We start from the raw sequence: 18,863 nt of genomic DNA on the forward strand, positions 1-18,863 counted from the left end.
GAGGACTACAATCCCCTCCCCCCCGCCACTGGCTGATTCACCCTCGCATGTCGACCTGCTCCGTTTACCCCTTACCCTACCGGGCCAACCCCGCCGAGTACTTTGCGGCTATTCGCCATGCGCCTGGCGCGGTGCTGCTCGACAGCGGCCGCCCGGCTGCCGAGCGGGGGCGTTATGACCTGCTCAGCGCCTGGCCCGAAGCGACCTTGACGGTTGGGCCGGATGAACGCGGCAGCGATTTCCTGCAACGCCTGCGCGAGAACCTGGCGCAGTTGGGTGAGGCGGCCCTGCCTGCTGGCGTTGAATTGCCATTTGCCGGCGGTTTGATCGGTTACTTGAGCTATGACTTCGGCCGGCACTTGGAACAGGTCTCGCGCCTGGCCGTGGACGACCTGCATCTGCCGGATGCGCGCCTGGGGCTGTATGCCTGGGCACTGGTCAGCGATCACCTGGCGCACACCAGCCAACTGGTGTTTCACCCGGTGCTGGCCGATAGCGAGCGGCAACGTCTGATCGCCCTGTTCAGTCATGCAACAGGTGACACCCCCACCACCTTCAAGCTCCAGGGCACCATGGCGCCGGACCTCAGCGTGGATGCGTACCAGCAGGCCATCCTGCGTATCCAGGATTACATCCAGGCCGGCGACTGCTACCAGGTCAACTTTGCCCAACGCTTTCGTGCGCCGTGCATCGGCGATCCATGGGCAGCCTACTGCGCGCTGCGCGAAGCCTGCCCGACGCCGTTTTCCGGGTTCCAGAGTTTGCCCGATGACGGCGCGGTGCTGAGCCTGTCGCCGGAGCGCTTCGTGCGCATCAGCGAAGGCCAGGTCGAAACCCGCCCGATCAAGGGCACCCGCCCTCGCGGTTTGACACCGGAAGAGGACGCTGCCAACGCCGCTGAGCTGCTCGCCAGCCCCAAGGACCGCGCAGAAAACCTGATGATCGTTGACCTGCTGCGCAACGACCTCGGCCGCAGTTGCCGAATCGGCTCAGTGAAAGTGCCGGAGCTGTTCAGCCTGGAAAGTTACCCCAACGTGCACCACCTGGTGAGCAGTGTCACTGGCATATTGGCCGACGACAAAGACGCCCTCGACCTGATCGCCGGCAGCTTCCCTGGCGGCTCCATTACCGGCGCGCCAAAGATTCGCGCCATGCAGATCATCGATGAGCTGGAGCCCACCCGCCGCGGGTTGTATTGCGGCTCGCTGGTGTACCTGGACGTGCGCGGCGAAATGGACAGCTCCATCGCGATTCGCAGCTTGCTGGTCAAGGATGGGCAGGTGTGTTGCTGGGGTGGCGGCGGGATTGTGGCGGATTCAGAGTGGCAGGCGGAGTATCAGGAGTCGCTGACGAAGGTGCGGGTGTTGTTACAAACGTTGGAAAACCTGTAGGGCACAGCCCCTGCCTAGCGTTCGAGTAGAACGCCATGCGATAGAAAAAGCCTGAATCAGAACCGCTGTGGACGGAATAGACGCTTGCAGATAGCGTCCGGATCGACCGTCCACCGCCACCTGTGAAGGATCACATGAAGCGACTACCTCCTCGTCTGGAAATATTTCCGAGATTGCCTAACCACGCAATCGCACCTATGATCTCCCAAAACGGGAGGTTGAAGCGATGCGGATAATCGCTCTCTCTACCCTACGAATATTCTGGGAAAGCCATTCAGCTTATAGCGACGCCAGAACACCGCTGGTCGAGTGGTATCGGCACATGGAAAAGGCCAATTATCCAACACCGCAAGCACTCAAGGCCGAGCTCAGAACAGCGAGCATTCTTAAGGGCGGCAGGGTCGTGTTCAACGTCGGCGGCAACAAGTATCGAGTGATCATGGCCATCGACTACCAGCGACAACTAGGGTTTATACGGTTCGTGGGGACCCACGCTCAGTACGACCAGATCAACGCGGAGACTGCGTGATGAACATCAAACCTATTCACTCCCAGGAAGACCTGACTGCGGCACTCGTACGAGTCGAGCAGATATGGGGAGCACTACCCGGCTCGCCTGAAGGTGATGAGCTGGAAATCCTGGCAATCCTCATCGAGAAGTACGAAGCCGAGCATTACCCCATGCCCCCTTCGGATCCGGTAGAGACTATCAAGTTTCGCATGGAGCAATTGGGCATGACCGCCCGCGATCTGGAGCCGTTTATCGGCACCAGTGGGCGGGTGTCAGAGGTGCTGAACCACAAGCGCAAGCTGAGCCTGGCGATGATCAAACGCCTGCATGAAGGCTTGCGTATTCCTTATGAGCGCTTGCTGGCCGAGGGTTAGGCGGTGACGGAGCCGACGCCGTCGCGGGCAACCCCGGCTCCCTCCGTTGACCGCGTCGTTTGACGTTACAGGGTCGAAGGTGGGAGCTGGCTTGCCTGCGATGGAGCAATCAGCCGCGCCGCATAACTTACAGGCTCAACTGCCGATTCGACGCCTTGATAAACTCTTTCTTCAGGTCTTCAAACGTATGCACCGCCGGGAACTGCGGGAATTCGCGAATCACATTGTCCGGCGCATGGAACAGAATCCCACGGTCAGCTTCACCCAGCATGCTGGTGTCGTTGTAGGAATCACCGGCAGCGATCACGCGGTAGTAGAGCGTCTTGAATGCCAGCACCGATTGGCGCTTGGGGTCTTTCTGGCGCAGTTGGTAGCTCACCACCCGATCGTTTTCATCGGTGATCAAGCGGTGGCAAAGCAAGGTCGGGAAACCCAGCTGACGCATCAGCGGCTGGGAGAACTCATAGAAGGTGTCGGACAGGATCACCACCTGGAAGCGCTCGCGCAGCCAATTGACGAACTCAATGGCGCCGTCCAGCGGCTTGAGCGTGGCGATAACGGCCTGGATATCGGCCAGCTTGAGCCCATGCTCGTCGAGGATGCGCAGGCGTTGCTGCATCAGCACGTCATAGTCGGGAATGTCGCGGGTGGTAGCGCGCAGGGATTCAATACCGGTTTTTTCGGCGAAGGCGATCCAGATTTCCGGAACCAGCACCCCTTCCAGGTCAAGGCAGGCAATTTCCACACGACACTCCTGTTAGATATTGTTAGTTGAGCGAGCAAAAGAACTGCCGAACTCTAGCGACTCAAGCCAGCCGCCGCAACGCGGGACAGTTTTTGATACCATCGCCCTCCTAGAGAGCGCTCAGCGCCACTGACCTGTAGGAACCGTCCTGATGAACCAAGCCTTCGACGTCGTTGAACTCGCCACGACTTATGCCAACAAGTCTGCCCAGGACATTCTCAAGCTGGCGTTCAGCCAGTTCGGCGATGACTTGTGGATTTCCTTCAGCGGTGCCGAGGATGTGGTCCTGGTGGACATGGCCTGGAAGCTGAACAAAAACGTCAAGGTGTTCAGCCTCGACACCGGCCGCCTGCACCCGGAGACCTACCGGTTTATCGAGCAGGTGCGTGAGTTCTACAAGATCGACATCGAGCTGATCTCGCCAGACCCGAGCAAGCTGGAGCCCTTCGTCAAAGAAAAAGGCCTGTTCAGCTTCTATAAGGACGGCCATGGCGAATGCTGCGGCATCCGCAAGATCGAACCGCTGCGCCGCAAACTCGCAGGCGTCAGCGCCTGGGCCACCGGCCAGCGCCGCGACCAGAGCCCCGGCACTCGCAGCCAGGTGGCGGCGCTGGAAATCGACACGGCGTTCTCCACACCGGAACACACCCTGTACAAGTTCAACCCGCTGGCGCAGATGACCAGCGAAGAGGTCTGGGGCTACATCCGCATGCTGGAGCTGCCGTACAACAGCCTGCATGAGCGCGGCTTCATCAGCATCGGCTGCGAGCCCTGCACCCGGCCGGTACTGCCCCGCCAGCATGAGCGCGAAGGCCGCTGGTGGTGGGAAGAAGCCACGCAGAAGGAATGCGGGCTGCATGCGGGGAATATCATCAGCAAGGCTTGAGCCTCCGATGCCACCGCCTCTGTAGGAGCGAGCTTGCTCGCGAAAAACTCACGGACGCCGCGTTTATTCAGGAAGCCCGCGTTATCGTTGACGTTTTTCGCGAGCAAGCTCGCTCCTACATAAAGCGATATTTGCCTTGGGGGTCGGGTAAACCTGTACACAACCTTGTAACCATAGGTGCCATTTTTGTGTGCAACTTAATGTACAACGCACCAAAACGTAACATCTCCCTGCGCCAATGGCGCTGCATATAAATAACCCTGCAATTAATGAAAAAATAAATACCTGTTCAAACGGTCAACTTATAGTGCCCGTAATTCAGTAAGTTATTCGAAACCTATATAAAAACGAAATTAGCCAAGATTTTCATATATCGAGAATTGGCACGCATATGGCTTAGGCAGAAGTACGCTTTGTATACAATCAATACAAAACCTACATACACTTTGCCATCCGCCGCTTTGCTGCAGATGCGCTGGAGCCTGCCGGAATGCGTACAAGTCTCTCGAACACCCTCGCACTGGATCTGCCCTCCTCCCCCCTGAATCCTGCAGCCACAGGCCCCGGCCCGCTGGTACTCAGCCCGCGCCTGCACAACAAGGACCTGGCGCCCACCAAAGTTGAAGCCCGACGCTGGGGGCGCTATAGCATCTTTGCGCTGTGGACCAATGACGTGCACAACATCGCCAACTATTCATTCGCCATTGGGCTCTATGCCCTGGGCCTGGGCGGCTGGCAAATATTGCTGTCCCTGGGGATCGGCGCAGCACTGGTGTACTTCTTCATGAACTTGTCGGGCTACATGGGGCAGAAGACCGGTGTGCCGTTTCCGGTTATCAGCCGCATCAGTTTTGGCATTCATGGGGCGCAGATTCCGGCGTTGATTCGGGCGGTAATTGCGATTGCCTGGTTTGGGATCCAGACCTACCTGGCCTCGGTAGTTTTCCGCGTGCTGCTGACCGCCATTCATCCAGGCTTTGCCGATTATGACCACGACTCGATTCTCGGCCTGTCGACCCTGGGCTGGGCGTGTTTTGTGGCGATCTGGCTGGTGCAGTTGGTGATCCTCGCCTATGGCATGGAAATGGTACGTCGCTATGAAGGCTTCGCCGGGCCGGTGATACTGCTGACCGTGGCCGCACTGGCCGGCTGGATGTACTTCCAGGCGAACGGGCAGATCGCCTGGTCGATCCGCGAGCCCCTGAGTGGCGGCGAGATGTGGCGCAATATCTTTGCCGGCGGCGCGCTGTGGCTGGCCATCTACGGCACCCTGATCCTCAATTTCTGCGACTTCGCGCGTTCATCGCCGTGCCGCAAGACCATCCAGGTCGGGAACTTCTGGGGCCTGCCGGTCAATATCCTGGTGTTCGCCGCAATTACCGTGCTGCTGTGCGGCGGACAGTTCCAGCTCAATGGCCGCGTGATCGAAAGCCCGACCGAAATCATCGCGGCGATCCCCAACACCTTTTTTCTGGTGCTCGGCTGCCTCGCTTTCCTGATCGTCACCGTGGCGGTGAACATCATGGCCAACTTCGTCGCCCCGGCCTTTGTACTGAGCAACCTGGCGCCCAAGTACCTGAACTTCCGGCGCGCCGGGTTGATCAGCGCCTTCGTTGCCGTGCTGATCCTGCCGTGGAACCTCTATAACAGCCCACTGGTGATCGTGTATTTCCTCTCTGGCCTCGGCGCGCTGCTGGGGCCGTTGTACGGGGTGATCATGGTCGATTACTGGCTGATTCGTAGAAGCCAGGTGGATGTACCGCAGTTGTACAGCGAAGACCCCCAAGGCATTTATTACTACAGCCGCGGGGTGAATATGCGTGCGGTGGCCGCGTTCATTCCGGCGGCAGTGATCGCCATCCTGCTGGCGCTGTTGCCGGGGTTTGCCAGCGTCTCGCCGTTTTCCTGGTTGTTTGGCGCCGGCATTGCCGGGTTGCTGTACCTGCTGATTGCCAAGCGTCAACCGCACTACGCCGATGTCAGCGGCGAAAGCATTGCCGTCGATAACGTCAGTCATTAAACAAGGACTTTCCATGCGTATCCTCGTGGTCAACGTCAACACCACCGAATCCATCACCGACACCATTGCCCAGCAAGCACGGGCCGTGGCTTCACCGGGCACCGAGATTGTCGGGCTCACCCCGTACTTCGGCGCAGAATCGGTGGAAGGCAACTTTGAAAGTTATCTGGCAGCCATCGCCGTGATGGATCGGGTCATGGCCTACGACCAGCCCTTTGATGCGGTGATCCAGGCCGGTTATGGCGAGCATGGCCGTGAAGGGTTGCAGGAATTGCTCAACGTGCCGGTGGTGGATATCACCGAGGCGGCGGCCAGCACCGCGATGTTCCTGGGGCACGCCTACTCGGTGGTGACCACCCTGGACCGCACTGTGCCGCTGATTGAAGACCGGCTGAAACTCGCCGGCCTCTACCAGCGTTGTGCTTCGGTGCGCGCCAGCGGCATGGCGGTGCTGGAACTGGAAGAAGACCCGCTGGGCGCCATGGAGGCCATCGTGCGCCAGGCCGAACTGGCCATCCGCGACGACAAGGCCGAGGTGATCTGCCTGGGCTGCGGCGGCATGGCAGGGCTGGATGAGCAGATCCGTCAGCGCACCGGGGTTCCGGTGGTGGACGGGGTAACGGCGGCGGTGATGGTGGCCGAGTCGTTGGTGCGGTTGGGGTTGTCGACCTCGAAGGTCAGAACTTATGCGACACCGCGGCCGAAGAAGGTCATCGGCTGGCCGGGCAAGTTCGGGCGGTAGACCGATGCGCCTGCATCGCGGGCAAGCCCGGCTCCCACATTGGATTGCGATCACTGTGGGAGCCGGGCTTGCCCGCGACGGCCACGACTCGATGCAAGGCCCTGCTCAGATAGCACTGAACCGTTGAGCCAGTTTCTGCTCGGCGAACTGCTCAATAATAAAATCCACAAACGCCCGCGTCTTGCCCGGCAGCAATTTATGCTCGGCGTAGTAGATGGAAATATTGCCGTCGTCCACATACCAATCGGGTAACACTCGCACCAACGCACCGCTGTCCAGGAACGGCACCGCCATCGGCATACTCACCAGCGCGATGCCAAGGCCCTGGGCACTGGCGCAGCAAGCGGCTTCGGAGTCGCTCATGGTCATCGCTGGTTTCAGCACTAGAGGGCTGTGCTCGCGCTCACGATGGGTCAGTTGCCATGAACGCACCCGGCCTGTCTGCGGCGAGCGGATCAAGATGCCAAGGCAGTGCGACAGGTCGTCGGGCGCCCGTACCGGCAAGCACCGCGCCAGGTAATCCGGCGACGCCACCAGCACCCGGTGCGCCGGGGTCAACTTGCGCGCCACCACGCCTTGGGGCAGCTCAAACCCGCCGCCAATGGCCGCATCGAAGCCTTGCCCGATCAGGTCGACCTGGCGGTTATCGAAATGCCAGTCCGGGCTGATATCCGGATAGCGCCGCATAAATTCGCCCAGCAACGGCACCACGTACCGGTTACCGAACACTGGCCCCATGCTGACCTTGAGCGTGCCCACCGGCCGCCCTTCGGCACTGGCCAGGTTGGCGACCGCATTCTGAATGGTGGTGAGGCTGCCGCTGACTTCCGCCAGGAACATCTTGCCGGCTTCGGTCAGCGCCAGACGCCGAGTGCTGCGCTGGAACAGCCGCACACCGAGGCGCGCCTCCAACTTGGCAACGCTTTTACCCACCGCAGCCGGGGTCAGGCTCAGGTGCCGAGCAGCCTCGGCAAAGCTGCCACCCTCGGCGCTGCGCACAAAGCATTCGATACTGCCAAAGCTTTCCATATCGCCAAACTCTAAACTTTTGGTTTACACAGACTATAGCAACCACGGGCTACCGAGCAGCGCGGGTGAGGTCGATACTCGCTCCATCAACTACCTCGGAGATCGACATGACCACACACAACCTCACCGGCAAAGTCGCCTTGATTCAAGGCGGTTCCCGCGGCATCGGCGCCGCCATCGTCAAGCGCCTCGCCGACCAGGGGGCAGCGGTTGCCTTTACCTACGTCAGCTCGGCCGCCAAGGCTGAAACACTGCAGAACGAGGTGATCAGCGCAGGGGGTCAGGCTCTGGCGATTCACGCCGACAGCGCCGATGCCACGGCGATTCGCGCTGCGGTCAACGCCACGGTCGAGGCGTTTGGACGCCTGGATATCCTGGTGAATAACGCCGGCGTGCTGGCCATCGCGCCGCTGGACGAATTCAAGCTGGAAGACTTCGACCAGACCTTGGCGATCAACGTACGCAGCGTGTTTATCGCCACCCAGGAAGCCGCCAAGCATATGGGCGAAGGTGGCCGCGTGATCAATATCGGCAGCACCAACGCCGAACGCATGCCCTTTGGCGGTGGCGGGCCCTACGCCATGAGCAAGGCGGCGCTGGTGGGGTTGACCAAGGGATTGGCGCGGGACCTGGGGCCACGGGGCATTACCATCAACAACGTGCAGCCTGGGCCGGTGGACACCGATATGAACCCGGCGAACAGTGATTTTGCCGAAAGTCTGATCGGGTTGATGGCGGTAGGTCGGTATGGGCATGTGGAGGAGATTGCCAGTTTTGTGGCCTATCTGGCCGGGCCGGAAGCCGGCTATATCACGGGCGCCAGCCTGACCATCGATGGTGGTTTCAGCGCCTGATTTTTGCAGAACCGCAACCCAAATGTGGGAGTGGGCTTGCTCGCGAAGGCGGTGTGTCAGTGCAGCATCTGTCACTGCACTACCGCTTTCGCAGGCAAGCCAGCTCCCACATTTTTGACCGCGCGGGGTCAGGCCATGGGGGGCAAGCCGTAGGCGGCCAAATCAAAGTCGGCGAGCTTGCGAATAATCTGGTCAGCATGCTGGTACTTGCTGTCAGCCATCGCCTCATCGGGCACCGCAATAGCGGTCATATGCGCAGCCTTCGCCGCCGTCACGCCGAACGGCGAGTCTTCGAACACCAGGCAATCCTCAGGCGCTACACCCAACCGGCGCGCGGCGGTGAGGAAGATATCCGGCGCTGGCTTGGCGGCGCCGACTTCCGGGTCATCGGCAGTGACGATGGTGTCGAACAGGCCAAACCATTCACGGTGCAGGGTGGTCTTGTGGCCAAACGAGTTACGCGATGAACTGGTGCCCACCGCAATCGGAATATTGTGCGCCTTCAAATGCCGCACCAACGCCTCGGCGCCGGGCATGCCCTGGGCCTTGGGAAAGCGCTCGCTCATCAGCGGTTCGCGTATTTCCAGAAACTCGGCGGGCGTGATCGGCAGGTCCAGGGCCTTGACCACGTAATCGGCCAAATCCTGGGCACCCCGCCCGATGATGTGCTGCTTGATGCTCCAGTCGTAGGTACGACCATAGCGTTCGGCAATGATCTGCGTGACTTCGGTGTAGATGCCTTCGGTATCCAGCAACAACCCGTCCATATCGAAAATAACGGCTTTGATCGGGACAGCGGTACGCGGTGCATTCATCACAACACAACCTTGGGGCGAGGACTAAAAGGATTCAGCACAATAACGGCCCTCATTGCCTGCAAGCAACCTTCGTGGGCCTTCCGTTGATTCATACCACGCAACAGTTTTACCCGTCGGCGCTGACGGCGGCCGTCTAGGGTTTGAAAGGAAAACGTCATGACCCGTTGACGCGGATCTGAAAATACCGATTGCAAACCTTATAAAAGACTTATTAACCTCCCATGAATTCAATCCAATGGACGCGAAAAGCCGTCAAACAATTGCTTCGGTTGCATTCGTATCATCAGCAACAGGTACGCGATGCCGTGTCCGCTCTTGAACACATGCCCGATGCAATCAACGTCAAGGCGCTGGTTAACCATCCTCACAGCTATCGCTTGCGGGTAAGTCATTACCGGGTCCTTTTCGACTGGGACGGCAGCATCCAGGTCGTCAGCATCCAAGAGGTTAAAAAACGTGACGAGCGAACCTACTGCCGTACAGATCATCCACAATACGCAGGGCGAGCCAGCCTATGTGGTGATTCCCTATGAACACTATGTGGCGCAGCAAAACGATCCAAACCTGATACCCCATGCGGTAGTCAGCCGCCTGGTGGATGGCGCAACACCTATTCGCGCGTGGCGCGAGCACCTGAGCCTGACCCAGGAAGAAGTCGCCAAACGCCTGGGTATTTCACAGTCGGCATTTGCCCAGCAGGAAGCGGTCAGCAAACCCCGCCGCACCACGCGAGAAAAGATAGCCAAAGCGTTCGGTATCAATGCCCGTCAACTGGAGCTATAACGGCACGCTGCAAAACTTCACCTATCCCTTCACCTTACATCGAGCTCACACATGCTCTACCGCCTAGCCGCCGACGGCCTCGTGCTGTTCCACCTGGCCTTTATCCTGTTCGTGCTGTTCGGCGGCCTGCTCACCCTGAAGTGGCCCCGGGTAATGTGGCTGCACCTGCCCGCCGTTGCCTGGGGCATCGCGGTAGAGGTGCTGCACCTGCCCTGCCCACTCACCCGTTGGGAAAACCTGTTTCGCCACTTGGCCGGGCAGGATGGTTATGGCGGTGGGTTTATCGAGCATTACATTCTGACGATGATCTACCCAGCCGGGCTGACTGCGAATACTCAATTAGTGCTGGGGGCCGTGGTGGTGGTGGTCAACCTCGCCGTGTATGCACGCCTGATCAAACGCAAGTAGGCAGGCAACCCAGGCCAACCAGGGTGGCCTCCACCGCCTGTTCCAGCGGTGTGTGGGGCTCATGGCCGAGCGTCGCGAGCAGGCGCTGGTTATCCAGGCGCAACGGTGTTTGCCACAGGTAGCGCATCTCCTGCATCTCACGCACGGTGACGACAAAAGGCGCCGCCCAGTTCAACAACCACCAGGGAAACGCGCCGACCCTGGGTTGCTGGCCCGTCCTGCGCAGCACCACACGCTGGATCGTCTTAGCCATCTGCGCACCGTCCGCATCCATGTACCCAGCCATATGAAAGCAGGCGAAGGCGCCAAGACTGGCACGACGCTCAATCAACTCAAGCATTGTACGCGCTACGTCCGGCAGATAAGCCCATTGATGGGCCACGCCGTAATCGCCTGGGTAGCGGATGGTGTGCACCGGTTTGCCGGGTTTGACCAAGCCTTGGGCAAACCAGTTATTGGCCACCCTGGCGCCGAAAAAATCCCCAGCGCGCACAATCACCACCCGGGCGCCCTGAGTGGAAGCGGCTCGCAAGCGCTGCTCCATCTGCACACGGATCGCGCCCTTGCGAGTCAGCGGGTGCTGGGGTGAGTCTTCGTGCAGCACAGGGAATGCATCCGGCCCGAAGTTGTAGACCGTGCCGGGCAGCACGACTGTCGCGCCTTCGCAGATGGCCGCCGCAATGGAGTTGTCGATCATCGGCAACACCCACTCGGCCCATTTGCGATAACCCGGCGGATTGACGCCGTGCACGATTACCGCGCAGCCCCGGGCGGCCGCGATCACGTCGTCGCGATTCAGGGCATCGCCTTTTAGCCACGTAAAAACAGGATTTTGGCTGCGAGCCTTGATCAGATCCCGAGTCAACGCCCGCACCTCCCAGCCCGCCGCGCTCAACTGCCGCGCCACTTCGCCACCAATGCCACCGGTTGCACCCAAAACCAGAACCTTGCTCATCACCCTCTCCCACTGTTGGTTGATGAGGGTATGTTGGATGCGGAACAGCTATAGAGGAATTGCCCAAGAGTATCGAGCCGCTATACATTTATGTATGGCTACGAATATCGGTTGGGAGCTTTACCGGTCATTTCTCGGTGTACTCAAGGAAGGATCACTGTCGGGGGCCGCACGGCAGCTCGGCATCACCCAACCCACGGTAGGGCGGCACATCGCCGCGCTGGAAACGGCGCTGGGCGTCGTGTTGTTCACCCGCTCGCCCTCAGGCTTATTACCCACTACGGTCGCCCACACACTGCGGGCGCATGCAGAAACCATGGCGCGTACCGCCGCCGCCCTTGAACGCGCCGCCTCGTCCCAAGGCGATGAGGTGCGCGGCGTGGTACGAGTATCGGCCAGTGAAGTGGTGGGTGTGGAGGTACTGCCGCCGATCATCACGCAATTGCACCGGGAACACCCGCACCTGAAGGTGGAACTGGTGCTGACCAACCGCTTGAGCGACCTGCTGCAGCTGGAAGCCGACATTGCCGTGCGCATGGTGCGCCCCAGCCAGGAGCAGCTGCTGGCGCGGCGTATCGGCCTGATCGAAGTCGGCCTGCATGCCCGTGACGATTACCTGCAGCAACACGGCATCCCCCAACACATGCACGACCTGGCCGGCCACTCCGTCATCGGCTTTGATCAAGCCACTGCATTTATCCGCAGCCTGGCAATCAAGGGTTTTGAGCGCAACGCCTTCGCCATCAGTAGCGACAGCGACCTGGCGCAACTGGCAATGATCCGCGCCGGTGCCGGCATCGGTGGGTGCCAGGTACAACTGGCCCAGCGCGACCCACGTCTGCGCCGAGTGCTGCCTGACGGCTTCGCGTTTAAAATGGACACTTGGGTCAGCATGCACGAAGACCTGCGCAACAGCCCACGCTGCCGGGTGACATTCGATGCACTGGTGGCAGGTTTGCAGCGTTACGTACAGGCTTGAGACAGCTGCGCTGGTGAACAATCAGCGCACCTCAATCCGTTCGCGGTCGCCCCATGTCCGAAGCCTTCGAAGTTCCCAGCCCCCACGAAAAACACCTTGAACACACCACCGAGCATGCTCACGGCCGCGGCGATAGCTTTGCCAGTCGTATCGCCGTGATGACCGCGATCATGGCGACCGTCGGTGCCATGCTCAGCTATCAGGCCGGCTCCAGCGAAAGTGAAGCTGCGATGGACAAGAACAACGCCGCCATCATCAAGACCGAAGCCGCTAACCAGTGGAACTACTACCAGGCCAAATCCAGCCGCCAGAACCTGGCAGAACTGGCCAGCCATATTCCCGGCGTGGATGCGGCGCATTACCAGGCGGAGATCGAGCGCTACAAGCGCCAGAAGGAAGAAGTGCGTAAACAGGCCGAAACGCTTGAGGCCACTTCACGGGACTGGGACCACAAATCCGAGGAAGCGCTGCACCAGCACCATCGCTGGGCCCAGGCGATGACGGCGATTCAGATCGCGATTTCATTGGCGGCGATTACCCTGCTCACGCGCAAGGAATGGCTCAAACGCATGTCGTACACCGCCGGCGGGGTGGCGGTGATGTTGGGTGGCCTGGCGTGGCTGCATCTCTGACACGCCGAAGAATAAATGTGGGCGCTGTCGAGCCCCAACCAGGCTGCAATGGGATCACCGCGCAGTACCCGCCAGACTGCGACCCAGCCTCGCTGATTGATTTCAATCTGCCAACTGAGCGCTTAGAGTGTCGCCCCCCCGAGAATTGAATCTCGAGATTGAATTTATGGAGTTATAAGTGAAATACGTCAGTAAAGTCGTTGCAGCAGCCGTACTTGGTTTCACCCTGGCAGGTTGCACCGGCACCGCCATGAAAACCCAGCAATACGACGCCAGCCAATACACCGTCCTCGGCCACAGCGAAGCCAGCGCCACCGGCATCATGCTGCTGGGCGTCATCCCCATCGGCCAGAACAACCGCTTCGTACGCGCCCAGGATGCAGCCATCAAGGCCAAGGGCGGCGACGCGTTGATCAACACACAAGTGCAGGAAAAGTGGTTCTGGGCTTGGGTATTGAACGGCTACACCACCAAAATCTCCGGTGATGTGATCAAGCTGAAAACCGCGCAATAAAGTACGAAATTGCCAGGGCGCTGACCCCGGCAAGCGACGTATCATGGGCCTGACTTTCGAGGATGGCCCATGAACCTCAGCATCATATACGCCCTCGCGGCCGCCGCCCTGTTCGGCGCCAGCACCCCGCTCGCCAAAAGTCTTGGCCTGGGCCTCTCGCCCATCCTGCTCGCCGGCCTGCTCTACCTCGGCAGCGGCATTGGCCTTGCCGGTGTGCGCTTGATCCGTGATCGCGGCTGGAAACCTACCGGGCTAACCCCATCGGAATGGCCCTGGCTACTTGGCGCCATCGCCTTCGGCGGCCTCCTCGGCCCCGTTGCACTGATGTTCGGCCTGACCCGCACCACCAGCGCCAGCGCCTCCCTGATGCTCAACCTTGAGTCGGTACTGACCGCCGTGATCGCCTGGGTCGTGTTCCGCGAAAACGCCGACCGACGCATCGTCCTCGGCATGCTTGCCATTGTGTTGGGCGGCGTGGTGTTGTCGTGGTCCGGTGCTGACAGCAGCCATCAGGACTGGACCGGACCGCTCGCCGTTGCGCTGGCGTGTTTGTGCTGGGGCATTGATAACAACCTGACGCGCAAGGTGTCGGCGTCTGACGCGCTCTTTATCGCTGGCGCCAAGGGTTTGATTGCGGGGTTGGTGAATTGCAGCCTGGCGCTTTACCTGGGGGCGCAGATTCCGGGCATGGCGCAACTGGCGCCGATTCTACTGGTAGGTTTCCTCGGCTATGGCATCAGCCTGGTGATGTTCGTGCTGGCCCTCCGCGGGCTGGGCAGCGCGCGTACCGGCGCTTACTTCTCCACGGCACCCTTTCTCGGTGCTGCAGTGGCGTTACTGGTGTTTGGCGAGTCGGTGACCGTCGCCTTCTGGATTGCCTCGGCGCTGATGGCCGTGGGCGTGTGCCTGCACCTGACGGAGCGGCATGCCCATGAGCATGTGCATGAGGCAACGCAACATGGGCACTGGCATGTGCATGATGAGCATCATCAACATGAGCATAGGTTTGAGTGGGACTCGAAGGTGCCTCATAGCCATGAGCATGCGCATGGAGTGATGAGGCATAGCCATGCGCACTTTCCGGATGTGCATCATCGGCATAGGCATTGAGGGCGGGCTTAGGCATAGGGTGTGACGTCATGGGGCCGCAGACTGAAAGGCCAGACAACTGAGCTGATAAAAGTTGTACTTTTCAAACCCAGAAATCACAAAACCCCTGGTTTCTTTCGAAACCAGGGGTTTTGTTTACATCGAATTTGGCGGTGAAGGAGAGATTCGAACTCTCGATACAATTTCTTGTATACACACTTTCCAGGCGTGCTCCTTAAGCCACTCGGACACTTCACCGTATCTCGTCAAACCAGTTCAGTCTGTCGAGGCGCGCTAATGTAGTCGAAAGCCTTTCTGATGGCAAAGGTTTTTTTCAGAATTTTCATGCGGTTAGACCGTTATGCCATTCACCGTCCGGCAAGGGGTGGTGATTGTGCCATTCTCAGGCATCGGCGGCACGCGTCTGGAGCGCTTGCTGCGCCCTGCTCCGGGGCGTCTACCCTTGGGGATGCAGGAAAAGCCTGACTGGGTAGTCAGTCACGGTGCTTTACCCGCACGGGCGTGGTGAGTAACGTCTGCGCATCTATCTCTATAACAAGCCCTACAAGGAACCGCGTCATGAGTGAGTTGATTGCCTACCACTTCGAAGACGGTATCGCGACCCTGACCCTGAGCAACGGCAAGGTGAATGCCATTTCTCCGGCGGTGGTCAGTGAGTTTAATGCGGCGCTGGATCAGGCCGAGAAGGATCGGGCAGTGGTGATCATCACGGGCACGCCGGGGATTTTGTCGGGTGGTTATGATTTGAAGGTGATGACCGCTGGCCCTAAAGAGGCAATCAGCCTGGTGACCTCGGGTTCGACCCTGGCGCGGCGGATGTTGGCGCATCCGTTCCCGGTGATCGTGGCCTGCCCTGGCCATGCGGTGGCCAAAGGCGCGTTCCTGTTGTTGTCGGCCGATTATCGGATTGGCGTCGAAGGCCCGTTCAGCATTGGTCTGAATGAAGTGGCGATTGGCATGACCATGCACCATGCCGGTATCGAGTTGGCGCGGGATCGCCTGCGTAAGTCGGCGTTTCAGCGTTCGGTGATCAATGCCGAGATGTTTGATCCGCAAGGCGCCTTGCACGCCGGTTTCCTCGACAAAGTGGTGGCACCCGAAGAACTGCACGCTGCAGCACTGGAAGCAGCGCGGCAGCTGAAGAAGATCAATATGAACGCCCACAAGCACACCAAGTTGAAAGTACGCCGCGCGCTGCTCGAAGCCCTGGACGATGCAATCATCCAGGATCAGGGCCATAGCCTGAGCTAAGTCCTACACCTGCTGTGCCTGAGCCCGACCTTGAGTCGGGCTTTTTCTTACCTATAAATGTGAAACGTCCGTAGCCGCTCTAGCTAGCCGTTATCGGCCGATGTGGAAACATGCGCTTAAACATCGGCTATCTCCTACGTCTGTAGGGGCAATTGCCGAATACAGTGCACATCCGTACACTGCGCCACCTTTTGTCCCGATGGGCCGTGTCGATGCTTTTTCTGTTGCGTATGTTGTTGATGAGCCTGCATTTTATGATCGCTGGCGTGCTGGGTGTGCTGGTCGGTGTGTGCCGGCCGTTCAACCCGGACAACAGCCGTCTCTGCGCTCGCCTCTATGCGTTGCCGGCCATGCGGATCTTGGGCTTGAACGTGAAGACCGACGTCGACTCGCTGCGCGACAAGCCCGGTACCTGCGTGGTGATCGCCAACCATCAGTCCAATTACGATTTGTTTGTGTTCGGCAATGTAGTGCCCCACCGCACGGTCTGCATCGCCAAGAAAAGCCTGAAATGGGTACCACTGTTCGGCCAGTTGTTCTGGCTGGCGGGCAATGTGCTGATCGACCGTGGCAATGCGCACAAGGCCCGGCGTGCGATGCTGACGACCACGCATACCTTGCAGCATGAGGACACGTCAATCTGGGTGTTCCCGGAAGGTACGCGCAACCTGGGCAAAGGGTTGTTGCCGTTCAAGAAAGGCGCGTTCCATATGGCGATTGCGGCCGGTGTGCCTATCGTGCAGGTGTGTGTCAGCAATTACGTGACGCAGATGAAGCTCAATCGTTGGGACAGCGGCAGTGTGCTGATACGCTCGTTGCCGCCGATTCCTACCTGTGGGTTGACGGTGGATGACATCCCTCAGTTGCTGCTGACGTGTCAGACGCAGATGGCTGAGTGCATTGCACAGATGGACCGCGAACTGCAACGCGCGTAGGCGCACGCTTAGGGTGACGCGGAGCGTCACGGGCGGCATTCCCACGCAGAGCGTGGGAACGATCAGTGATATCAGCCAGCAACAACGGAACGCCATTCAGGCTAAGCTGCCCAACATCTGTCCTCTTGATAAGAAGTGATCAGCACCATGGGTAGAGTTGTTGCGGCTGCCGTCTACAGCGCCGGTAAGAAAGTCTCGGATATCACTCTCGATGAAGGCGCGGCCTGGGCCGCCAAACCTGGGCACTTTGTGTGGATCGGCCTGGAAGAACCCAGCGCCCAGGAACTGAACAACCTGCAACGCCAGTTCAACCTGCACGAGCTGGCGATCGAAGACGCCATGGAAAAACACAGCCGCCCGAAGCTGGAAACCTTCGGCGACGCGCTGTTTATCGTCACCTACTCACCGGTGCGCGAGAACGGCAAGCTGGAGTTTATCGAAACCCATATCTTTGCCGGCAACGGCTACATCATAACCGCACGCAACGGCCACTCGGCGTCCTACGGTTTTGTGCGCCAGCGTTGTGAGGCGCGACCGTTGTTACTGGAGCATGGGGAAGATTTCGTACTCTATGCGTTGCTGGATTTTGTCACTGAAAACTACCAGCCGGTGAGCGAGGCGATCCATGCCGAGATCGATGAGCTGGAGCGCAACGTGCTGTGCAGTTCGCTAAACGAGCGCGATATCCAGCACCTCCACGGCCTGCGCCGCGATGTGTTGCGGCTCAAGCGGCATGTGGCGCCGATGGTCGAAATCAGCCAAGAGTTGCAGAAGCTCAGCTTTCCGTTTATCGACAAGAACATGCGCCCGTATTTCCGTGACGTGCAAATCCACGTGACGCGGCAAATGGAAGACCTCACCACCCTGCGCGACATTGCCAGCCAGACCATCGAGATCGGTGTGTTGCTGGAGGCTTCGCGCCAGAGCGTGGTGCAGCGCAAGTTCGCCGCGTGGGCGGCGATCCTGGCGTTCCCCACGGCGGTGGCGGGGATTTACGGGATGAACTTTCAGAACATGCCCGAGCTGCAATGGCACTACGGCTATTTTGCGGTGCTCGGTTTTATTACCTTGGGCTGTACCGGTTTATGGGCCAGTTTCAAGCGTTCGGGCTGGCTTTAAGCCTTGGCTTCAGGCTGGTGCGCCACAAAGCGCATCATCCACTCCGCCACGGTCACGCCGTGGTGGTCGCGCTCCAGGCTGGCCACGCCGTTGCTGTAGACCTTTTCACCCAAGGTTGTCTGAAGTATTTCCAGCAACTCACGGGAATAGTCGTGAACAAACTCCGGATGGCCCTGGAAGCACAGCACTTGGTCGCCAATGTGATACGCGGCAAACGGGCAGAATTCGCTGGAGGCGATCACGGTGGCGTTTTCCGGCAAGGTGGTGACTTGGTCCTGGTGGCTGATCAATAGCGTCAGCTCCGGCACCTCGGGGCTCATCCATGGCGTCTTGGCATCCAGTTTGTAGGCGTGGGTGCCCATGCCCCAGCCCTGGCTGGCACGTTCGGCCTTGCCGCCCAGCAGCAGCGCGAGCAACTGATGGCCGAAGCACACGCCCAGCAGCTTGTCGCCGCGCTCATAACGCGTGAGCAGGTAGGTCTTGAGCGTCTGGACCCAGGGGTCGGTACCGAAGGAATCGGCCTTGCTGCCGGTGATCAGGTACGCGTCAAACACTTCGTCATCCGGCGGGTACTCGCCTTGCACCACGTTGTAGACCACAAACTCGGCGGCTATCGGTTGCTTGGCGAACAGGCGCTTGAACATCTGCCCATAGCCTTGGTACTCATCGATCAAAGCGGGACGCAGAATATCGGTTTCCAGGATGCAGACGCGTAGCGACATAAAAAATACCTGACACGGCGATGGGAATATTGCACACCCAGAGCCTGCCTTGAAATACACCCCCAAAGCAAGCCCTCAATGGGCA

At 59.5% G+C, this 18,863-nt stretch carries 22 protein-coding genes, 1 tRNA gene and 1 pseudogene; 18 read left to right on the plus strand and 6 right to left on the minus strand.

All coding sequences use genetic code 11. From position 1 onward, the window contains the following. Window positions 1-47: 47 nt before the first annotated feature. From pabB to GIW79_RS23730, 3 genes are all read left to right on the plus strand, one after another. Window positions 48-1,391 (plus strand): aminodeoxychorismate synthase component I, encoded by a 1,344-nt coding sequence (gene pabB, locus GIW79_RS23720; protein WP_072447392.1) that lies wholly within the window; start codon window positions 48-50, stop codon window positions 1,389-1,391. Between the two features lie 226 nt (window positions 1,392-1,617). Further along, complete coding sequence (locus tag GIW79_RS23725; RefSeq protein ID WP_032903090.1) at window positions 1,618-1,920, plus strand: type II toxin-antitoxin system HigB family toxin; 303 nt, start codon at window positions 1,618-1,620, stop codon at window positions 1,918-1,920. Then, window positions 1,920-2,276: a helix-turn-helix domain-containing protein gene (locus GIW79_RS23730; RefSeq protein WP_072447390.1), complete on the plus strand. Its 357-nt coding sequence runs from the start codon at window positions 1,920-1,922 to the stop codon at window positions 2,274-2,276. The genes GIW79_RS23725 and GIW79_RS23730 overlap by 1 nt, the downstream gene beginning before the upstream one ends. 127 nt (window positions 2,277-2,403) lie before the next feature. Here GIW79_RS23730 and thrH read toward each other — a convergent pair whose 3' ends face one another. Further along, window positions 2,404-3,021 (minus strand): bifunctional phosphoserine phosphatase/homoserine phosphotransferase ThrH, encoded by a 618-nt coding sequence (gene thrH, locus GIW79_RS23735; RefSeq protein ID WP_014719505.1) that lies wholly within the window; start codon window positions 3,019-3,021, stop codon window positions 2,404-2,406. A 151-nt stretch (window positions 3,022-3,172) separates the two neighbouring features. Here thrH and GIW79_RS23740 point away from each other — a divergent pair, with 151 nt between their 5' ends. The 3 genes from GIW79_RS23740 (at window position 3,173) to GIW79_RS23750 (ending at window position 6,669) form a co-directional block, all read left to right on the plus strand. After that, complete coding sequence (locus tag GIW79_RS23740) at window positions 3,173-3,907, plus strand: phosphoadenylyl-sulfate reductase (protein ID WP_072447388.1); 735 nt, start codon at window positions 3,173-3,175, stop codon at window positions 3,905-3,907. Between the two features lie 490 nt (window positions 3,908-4,397). Beyond that, a complete protein-coding gene (locus GIW79_RS23745) occupies window positions 4,398-5,927 on the plus strand; it encodes an NCS1 family nucleobase:cation symporter-1 (RefSeq protein ID WP_236453103.1) in 1,530 nt (509 codons plus the stop codon). Between the two features lie 13 nt (window positions 5,928-5,940). Next, a complete protein-coding gene (locus GIW79_RS23750) occupies window positions 5,941-6,669 on the plus strand; it encodes an aspartate/glutamate racemase family protein (RefSeq protein ID WP_054897200.1) in 729 nt (242 codons plus the stop codon). Window positions 6,670-6,774: 105 nt separating this feature from the next. Here the strand turns inward: GIW79_RS23750 and GIW79_RS23755 are convergent, their stop codons facing one another. Beyond that, complete coding sequence (locus GIW79_RS23755) at window positions 6,775-7,698, minus strand: LysR family transcriptional regulator (protein WP_054897201.1); 924 nt, start codon at window positions 7,696-7,698, stop codon at window positions 6,775-6,777. A gap of 107 nt (window positions 7,699-7,805) precedes the next feature. On the opposite strand from GIW79_RS23755, the gene GIW79_RS23760 reads away from it, so the two are divergent. Continuing rightward, the gene (locus tag GIW79_RS23760) at window positions 7,806-8,552 is read left to right on the plus strand and encodes a 3-oxoacyl-ACP reductase family protein (protein WP_057976282.1); all 747 of its coding nucleotides are present in this window, start codon (window positions 7,806-7,808) and stop codon (window positions 8,550-8,552) included. Window positions 8,553-8,680: 128 nt separating this feature from the next. Here GIW79_RS23760 and GIW79_RS23765 read toward each other — a convergent pair whose 3' ends face one another. After that, window positions 8,681-9,367, minus strand: a complete 687-nt coding sequence (locus GIW79_RS23765; RefSeq protein ID WP_054920599.1) for an HAD-IA family hydrolase — start codon at window positions 9,365-9,367, stop codon at window positions 8,681-8,683. Window positions 9,368-9,591: 224 nt separating this feature from the next. On the opposite strand from GIW79_RS23765, the pseudogene GIW79_RS23770 reads away from it, so the two are divergent. The 3 genes and pseudogenes from GIW79_RS23770 to GIW79_RS23780 form a co-directional block, all read left to right on the plus strand. Beyond that, window positions 9,592-9,843: pseudogene (locus GIW79_RS23770) on the plus strand (type II toxin-antitoxin system RelE family toxin); the annotation flags it as partial. Continuing rightward, window positions 9,827-10,153: a helix-turn-helix domain-containing protein gene (locus tag GIW79_RS23775; protein WP_096143563.1), complete on the plus strand. Its 327-nt coding sequence runs from the start codon at window positions 9,827-9,829 to the stop codon at window positions 10,151-10,153. The pseudogene GIW79_RS23770 and the gene GIW79_RS23775, both read left to right, overlap by 17 nt. 51 nt (window positions 10,154-10,204) lie before the next feature. Further along, entirely contained in the window at window positions 10,205-10,561 is a 357-nt protein-coding gene (locus GIW79_RS23780) for a DUF2784 domain-containing protein (protein WP_014719513.1), read from the plus strand. Here GIW79_RS23780 and GIW79_RS23785 read toward each other — a convergent pair. Further along, window positions 10,548-11,516 (minus strand): NAD-dependent epimerase/dehydratase family protein, encoded by a 969-nt coding sequence (locus GIW79_RS23785; protein ID WP_181124867.1) that lies wholly within the window; start codon window positions 11,514-11,516, stop codon window positions 10,548-10,550. The genes GIW79_RS23780 and GIW79_RS23785 overlap by 14 nt on opposite strands. A 94-nt stretch (window positions 11,517-11,610) precedes the next feature. Here GIW79_RS23785 and GIW79_RS23790 point away from each other — a divergent pair, with 94 nt between their 5' ends. The 4 genes from GIW79_RS23790 to GIW79_RS23805 all read left to right on the plus strand — a co-directional run bounded on the left by GIW79_RS23790 (window position 11,611) and on the right by GIW79_RS23805 (window position 14,751). Next, window positions 11,611-12,495, plus strand: a complete 885-nt coding sequence (locus tag GIW79_RS23790) for a LysR family transcriptional regulator (RefSeq protein WP_054920598.1) — start codon at window positions 11,611-11,613, stop codon at window positions 12,493-12,495. Window positions 12,496-12,548: 53 nt separating this feature from the next. Continuing rightward, window positions 12,549-13,127, plus strand: coding sequence for a DUF4337 domain-containing protein (locus GIW79_RS23795; protein ID WP_003193347.1), 579 nt, complete (start codon window positions 12,549-12,551; stop codon window positions 13,125-13,127). 178 nt (window positions 13,128-13,305) lie between these two features. After that, entirely contained in the window at window positions 13,306-13,641 is a 336-nt protein-coding gene (locus tag GIW79_RS23800) for a hypothetical protein (protein ID WP_003193349.1), read from the plus strand. 69 nt (window positions 13,642-13,710) lie between these two features. After that, window positions 13,711-14,751: a DMT family transporter gene (locus GIW79_RS23805; protein WP_236453100.1), complete on the plus strand. Its 1,041-nt coding sequence runs from the start codon at window positions 13,711-13,713 to the stop codon at window positions 14,749-14,751. Window positions 14,752-14,898: 147 nt separating this feature from the next. Here GIW79_RS23805 and GIW79_RS23810 read toward each other — a convergent pair. Continuing rightward, a tRNA-Ser gene (locus GIW79_RS23810) sits at window positions 14,899-14,988 on the minus strand. A 103-nt stretch (window positions 14,989-15,091) separates the two neighbouring features. Between GIW79_RS23810 and GIW79_RS23815 the strand changes: the two genes are divergently transcribed. The 4 genes from GIW79_RS23815 (at window position 15,092) to GIW79_RS23830 (ending at window position 18,056) form a co-directional block, all read left to right on the plus strand. Beyond that, on the plus strand, window positions 15,092-15,259 hold the full coding sequence (locus GIW79_RS23815; protein WP_155290843.1) for a hypothetical protein: 168 nt from the start codon (window positions 15,092-15,094) through the stop codon (window positions 15,257-15,259). A 50-nt stretch (window positions 15,260-15,309) separates the two neighbouring features. Then, complete coding sequence (locus tag GIW79_RS23820; RefSeq protein WP_014719521.1) at window positions 15,310-16,002, plus strand: crotonase/enoyl-CoA hydratase family protein; 693 nt, start codon at window positions 15,310-15,312, stop codon at window positions 16,000-16,002. Between the two features lie 212 nt (window positions 16,003-16,214). Further along, complete coding sequence (locus GIW79_RS23825) at window positions 16,215-16,937, plus strand: 1-acylglycerol-3-phosphate O-acyltransferase (RefSeq protein WP_236453097.1); 723 nt, start codon at window positions 16,215-16,217, stop codon at window positions 16,935-16,937. Window positions 16,938-17,084: 147 nt separating this feature from the next. After that, window positions 17,085-18,056 (plus strand): magnesium and cobalt transport protein CorA, encoded by a 972-nt coding sequence (locus GIW79_RS23830; RefSeq protein WP_003193449.1) that lies wholly within the window; start codon window positions 17,085-17,087, stop codon window positions 18,054-18,056. Here GIW79_RS23830 and GIW79_RS23835 read toward each other — a convergent pair. Beyond that, entirely contained in the window at window positions 18,053-18,778 is a 726-nt protein-coding gene (locus tag GIW79_RS23835) for an amidotransferase (RefSeq protein ID WP_236453090.1), read from the minus strand. The two genes, GIW79_RS23830 and GIW79_RS23835, sit on opposite strands and share 4 nt — an antisense overlap. Window positions 18,779-18,863: the final 85 nt, after the last annotated feature.

Origin of the sequence: Pseudomonas sp. PA-7-1E, assembly GCF_021605325.1 — a bacterium.
GTDB classification, from domain to species: domain Bacteria; phylum Pseudomonadota; class Gammaproteobacteria; order Pseudomonadales; family Pseudomonadaceae; genus Aquipseudomonas; species Aquipseudomonas fluorescens_BV.

What these genes read in the sequence shown, in the direction of transcription:
- GIW79_RS23730 (WP_072447390.1), top strand. Translation starts at nt 1,920, where the DNA reads ATGAACATCAAACCTATTCACTCCCAGGAAGACCTGACTGCGGCACTC.
- GIW79_RS23725 (WP_032903090.1), top strand. Translation starts at nt 1,618, where the DNA reads ATGCGGATAATCGCTCTCTCTACCCTACGAATATTCTGGGAAAGCCAT.
- GIW79_RS23785 (WP_181124867.1), bottom strand. Translation starts at nt 11,516, where the DNA reads ATGAGCAAGGTTCTGGTTTTGGGTGCAACCGGTGGCATTGGTGGCGAA.
- GIW79_RS23750 (WP_054897200.1), top strand. Translation starts at nt 5,941, where the DNA reads ATGCGTATCCTCGTGGTCAACGTCAACACCACCGAATCCATCACCGAC.
- GIW79_RS23760 (WP_057976282.1), top strand. Translation starts at nt 7,806, where the DNA reads ATGACCACACACAACCTCACCGGCAAAGTCGCCTTGATTCAAGGCGGT.
- GIW79_RS23780 (WP_014719513.1), top strand. Translation starts at nt 10,205, where the DNA reads ATGCTCTACCGCCTAGCCGCCGACGGCCTCGTGCTGTTCCACCTGGCC.
- pabB (WP_072447392.1), top strand. Translation starts at nt 48, where the DNA reads ATGTCGACCTGCTCCGTTTACCCCTTACCCTACCGGGCCAACCCCGCC.
- GIW79_RS23830 (WP_003193449.1), top strand. Translation starts at nt 17,085, where the DNA reads ATGGGTAGAGTTGTTGCGGCTGCCGTCTACAGCGCCGGTAAGAAAGTC.
- GIW79_RS23825 (WP_236453097.1), top strand. Translation starts at nt 16,215, where the DNA reads ATGCTTTTTCTGTTGCGTATGTTGTTGATGAGCCTGCATTTTATGATC.
- GIW79_RS23820 (WP_014719521.1), top strand. Translation starts at nt 15,310, where the DNA reads ATGAGTGAGTTGATTGCCTACCACTTCGAAGACGGTATCGCGACCCTG.
- GIW79_RS23805 (WP_236453100.1), top strand. Translation starts at nt 13,711, where the DNA reads ATGAACCTCAGCATCATATACGCCCTCGCGGCCGCCGCCCTGTTCGGC.
- GIW79_RS23835 (WP_236453090.1), bottom strand. Translation starts at nt 18,778, where the DNA reads ATGTCGCTACGCGTCTGCATCCTGGAAACCGATATTCTGCGTCCCGCT.
- GIW79_RS23740 (WP_072447388.1), top strand. Translation starts at nt 3,173, where the DNA reads ATGAACCAAGCCTTCGACGTCGTTGAACTCGCCACGACTTATGCCAAC.
- GIW79_RS23765 (WP_054920599.1), bottom strand. Translation starts at nt 9,367, where the DNA reads ATGAATGCACCGCGTACCGCTGTCCCGATCAAAGCCGTTATTTTCGAT.
- GIW79_RS23795 (WP_003193347.1), top strand. Translation starts at nt 12,549, where the DNA reads ATGTCCGAAGCCTTCGAAGTTCCCAGCCCCCACGAAAAACACCTTGAA.
- GIW79_RS23755 (WP_054897201.1), bottom strand. Translation starts at nt 7,698, where the DNA reads ATGGAAAGCTTTGGCAGTATCGAATGCTTTGTGCGCAGCGCCGAGGGT.
- GIW79_RS23790 (WP_054920598.1), top strand. Translation starts at nt 11,611, where the DNA reads ATGGCTACGAATATCGGTTGGGAGCTTTACCGGTCATTTCTCGGTGTA.
- GIW79_RS23745 (WP_236453103.1), top strand. Translation starts at nt 4,398, where the DNA reads ATGCGTACAAGTCTCTCGAACACCCTCGCACTGGATCTGCCCTCCTCC.
- GIW79_RS23815 (WP_155290843.1), top strand. Translation starts at nt 15,092, where the DNA reads ATGCCATTCACCGTCCGGCAAGGGGTGGTGATTGTGCCATTCTCAGGC.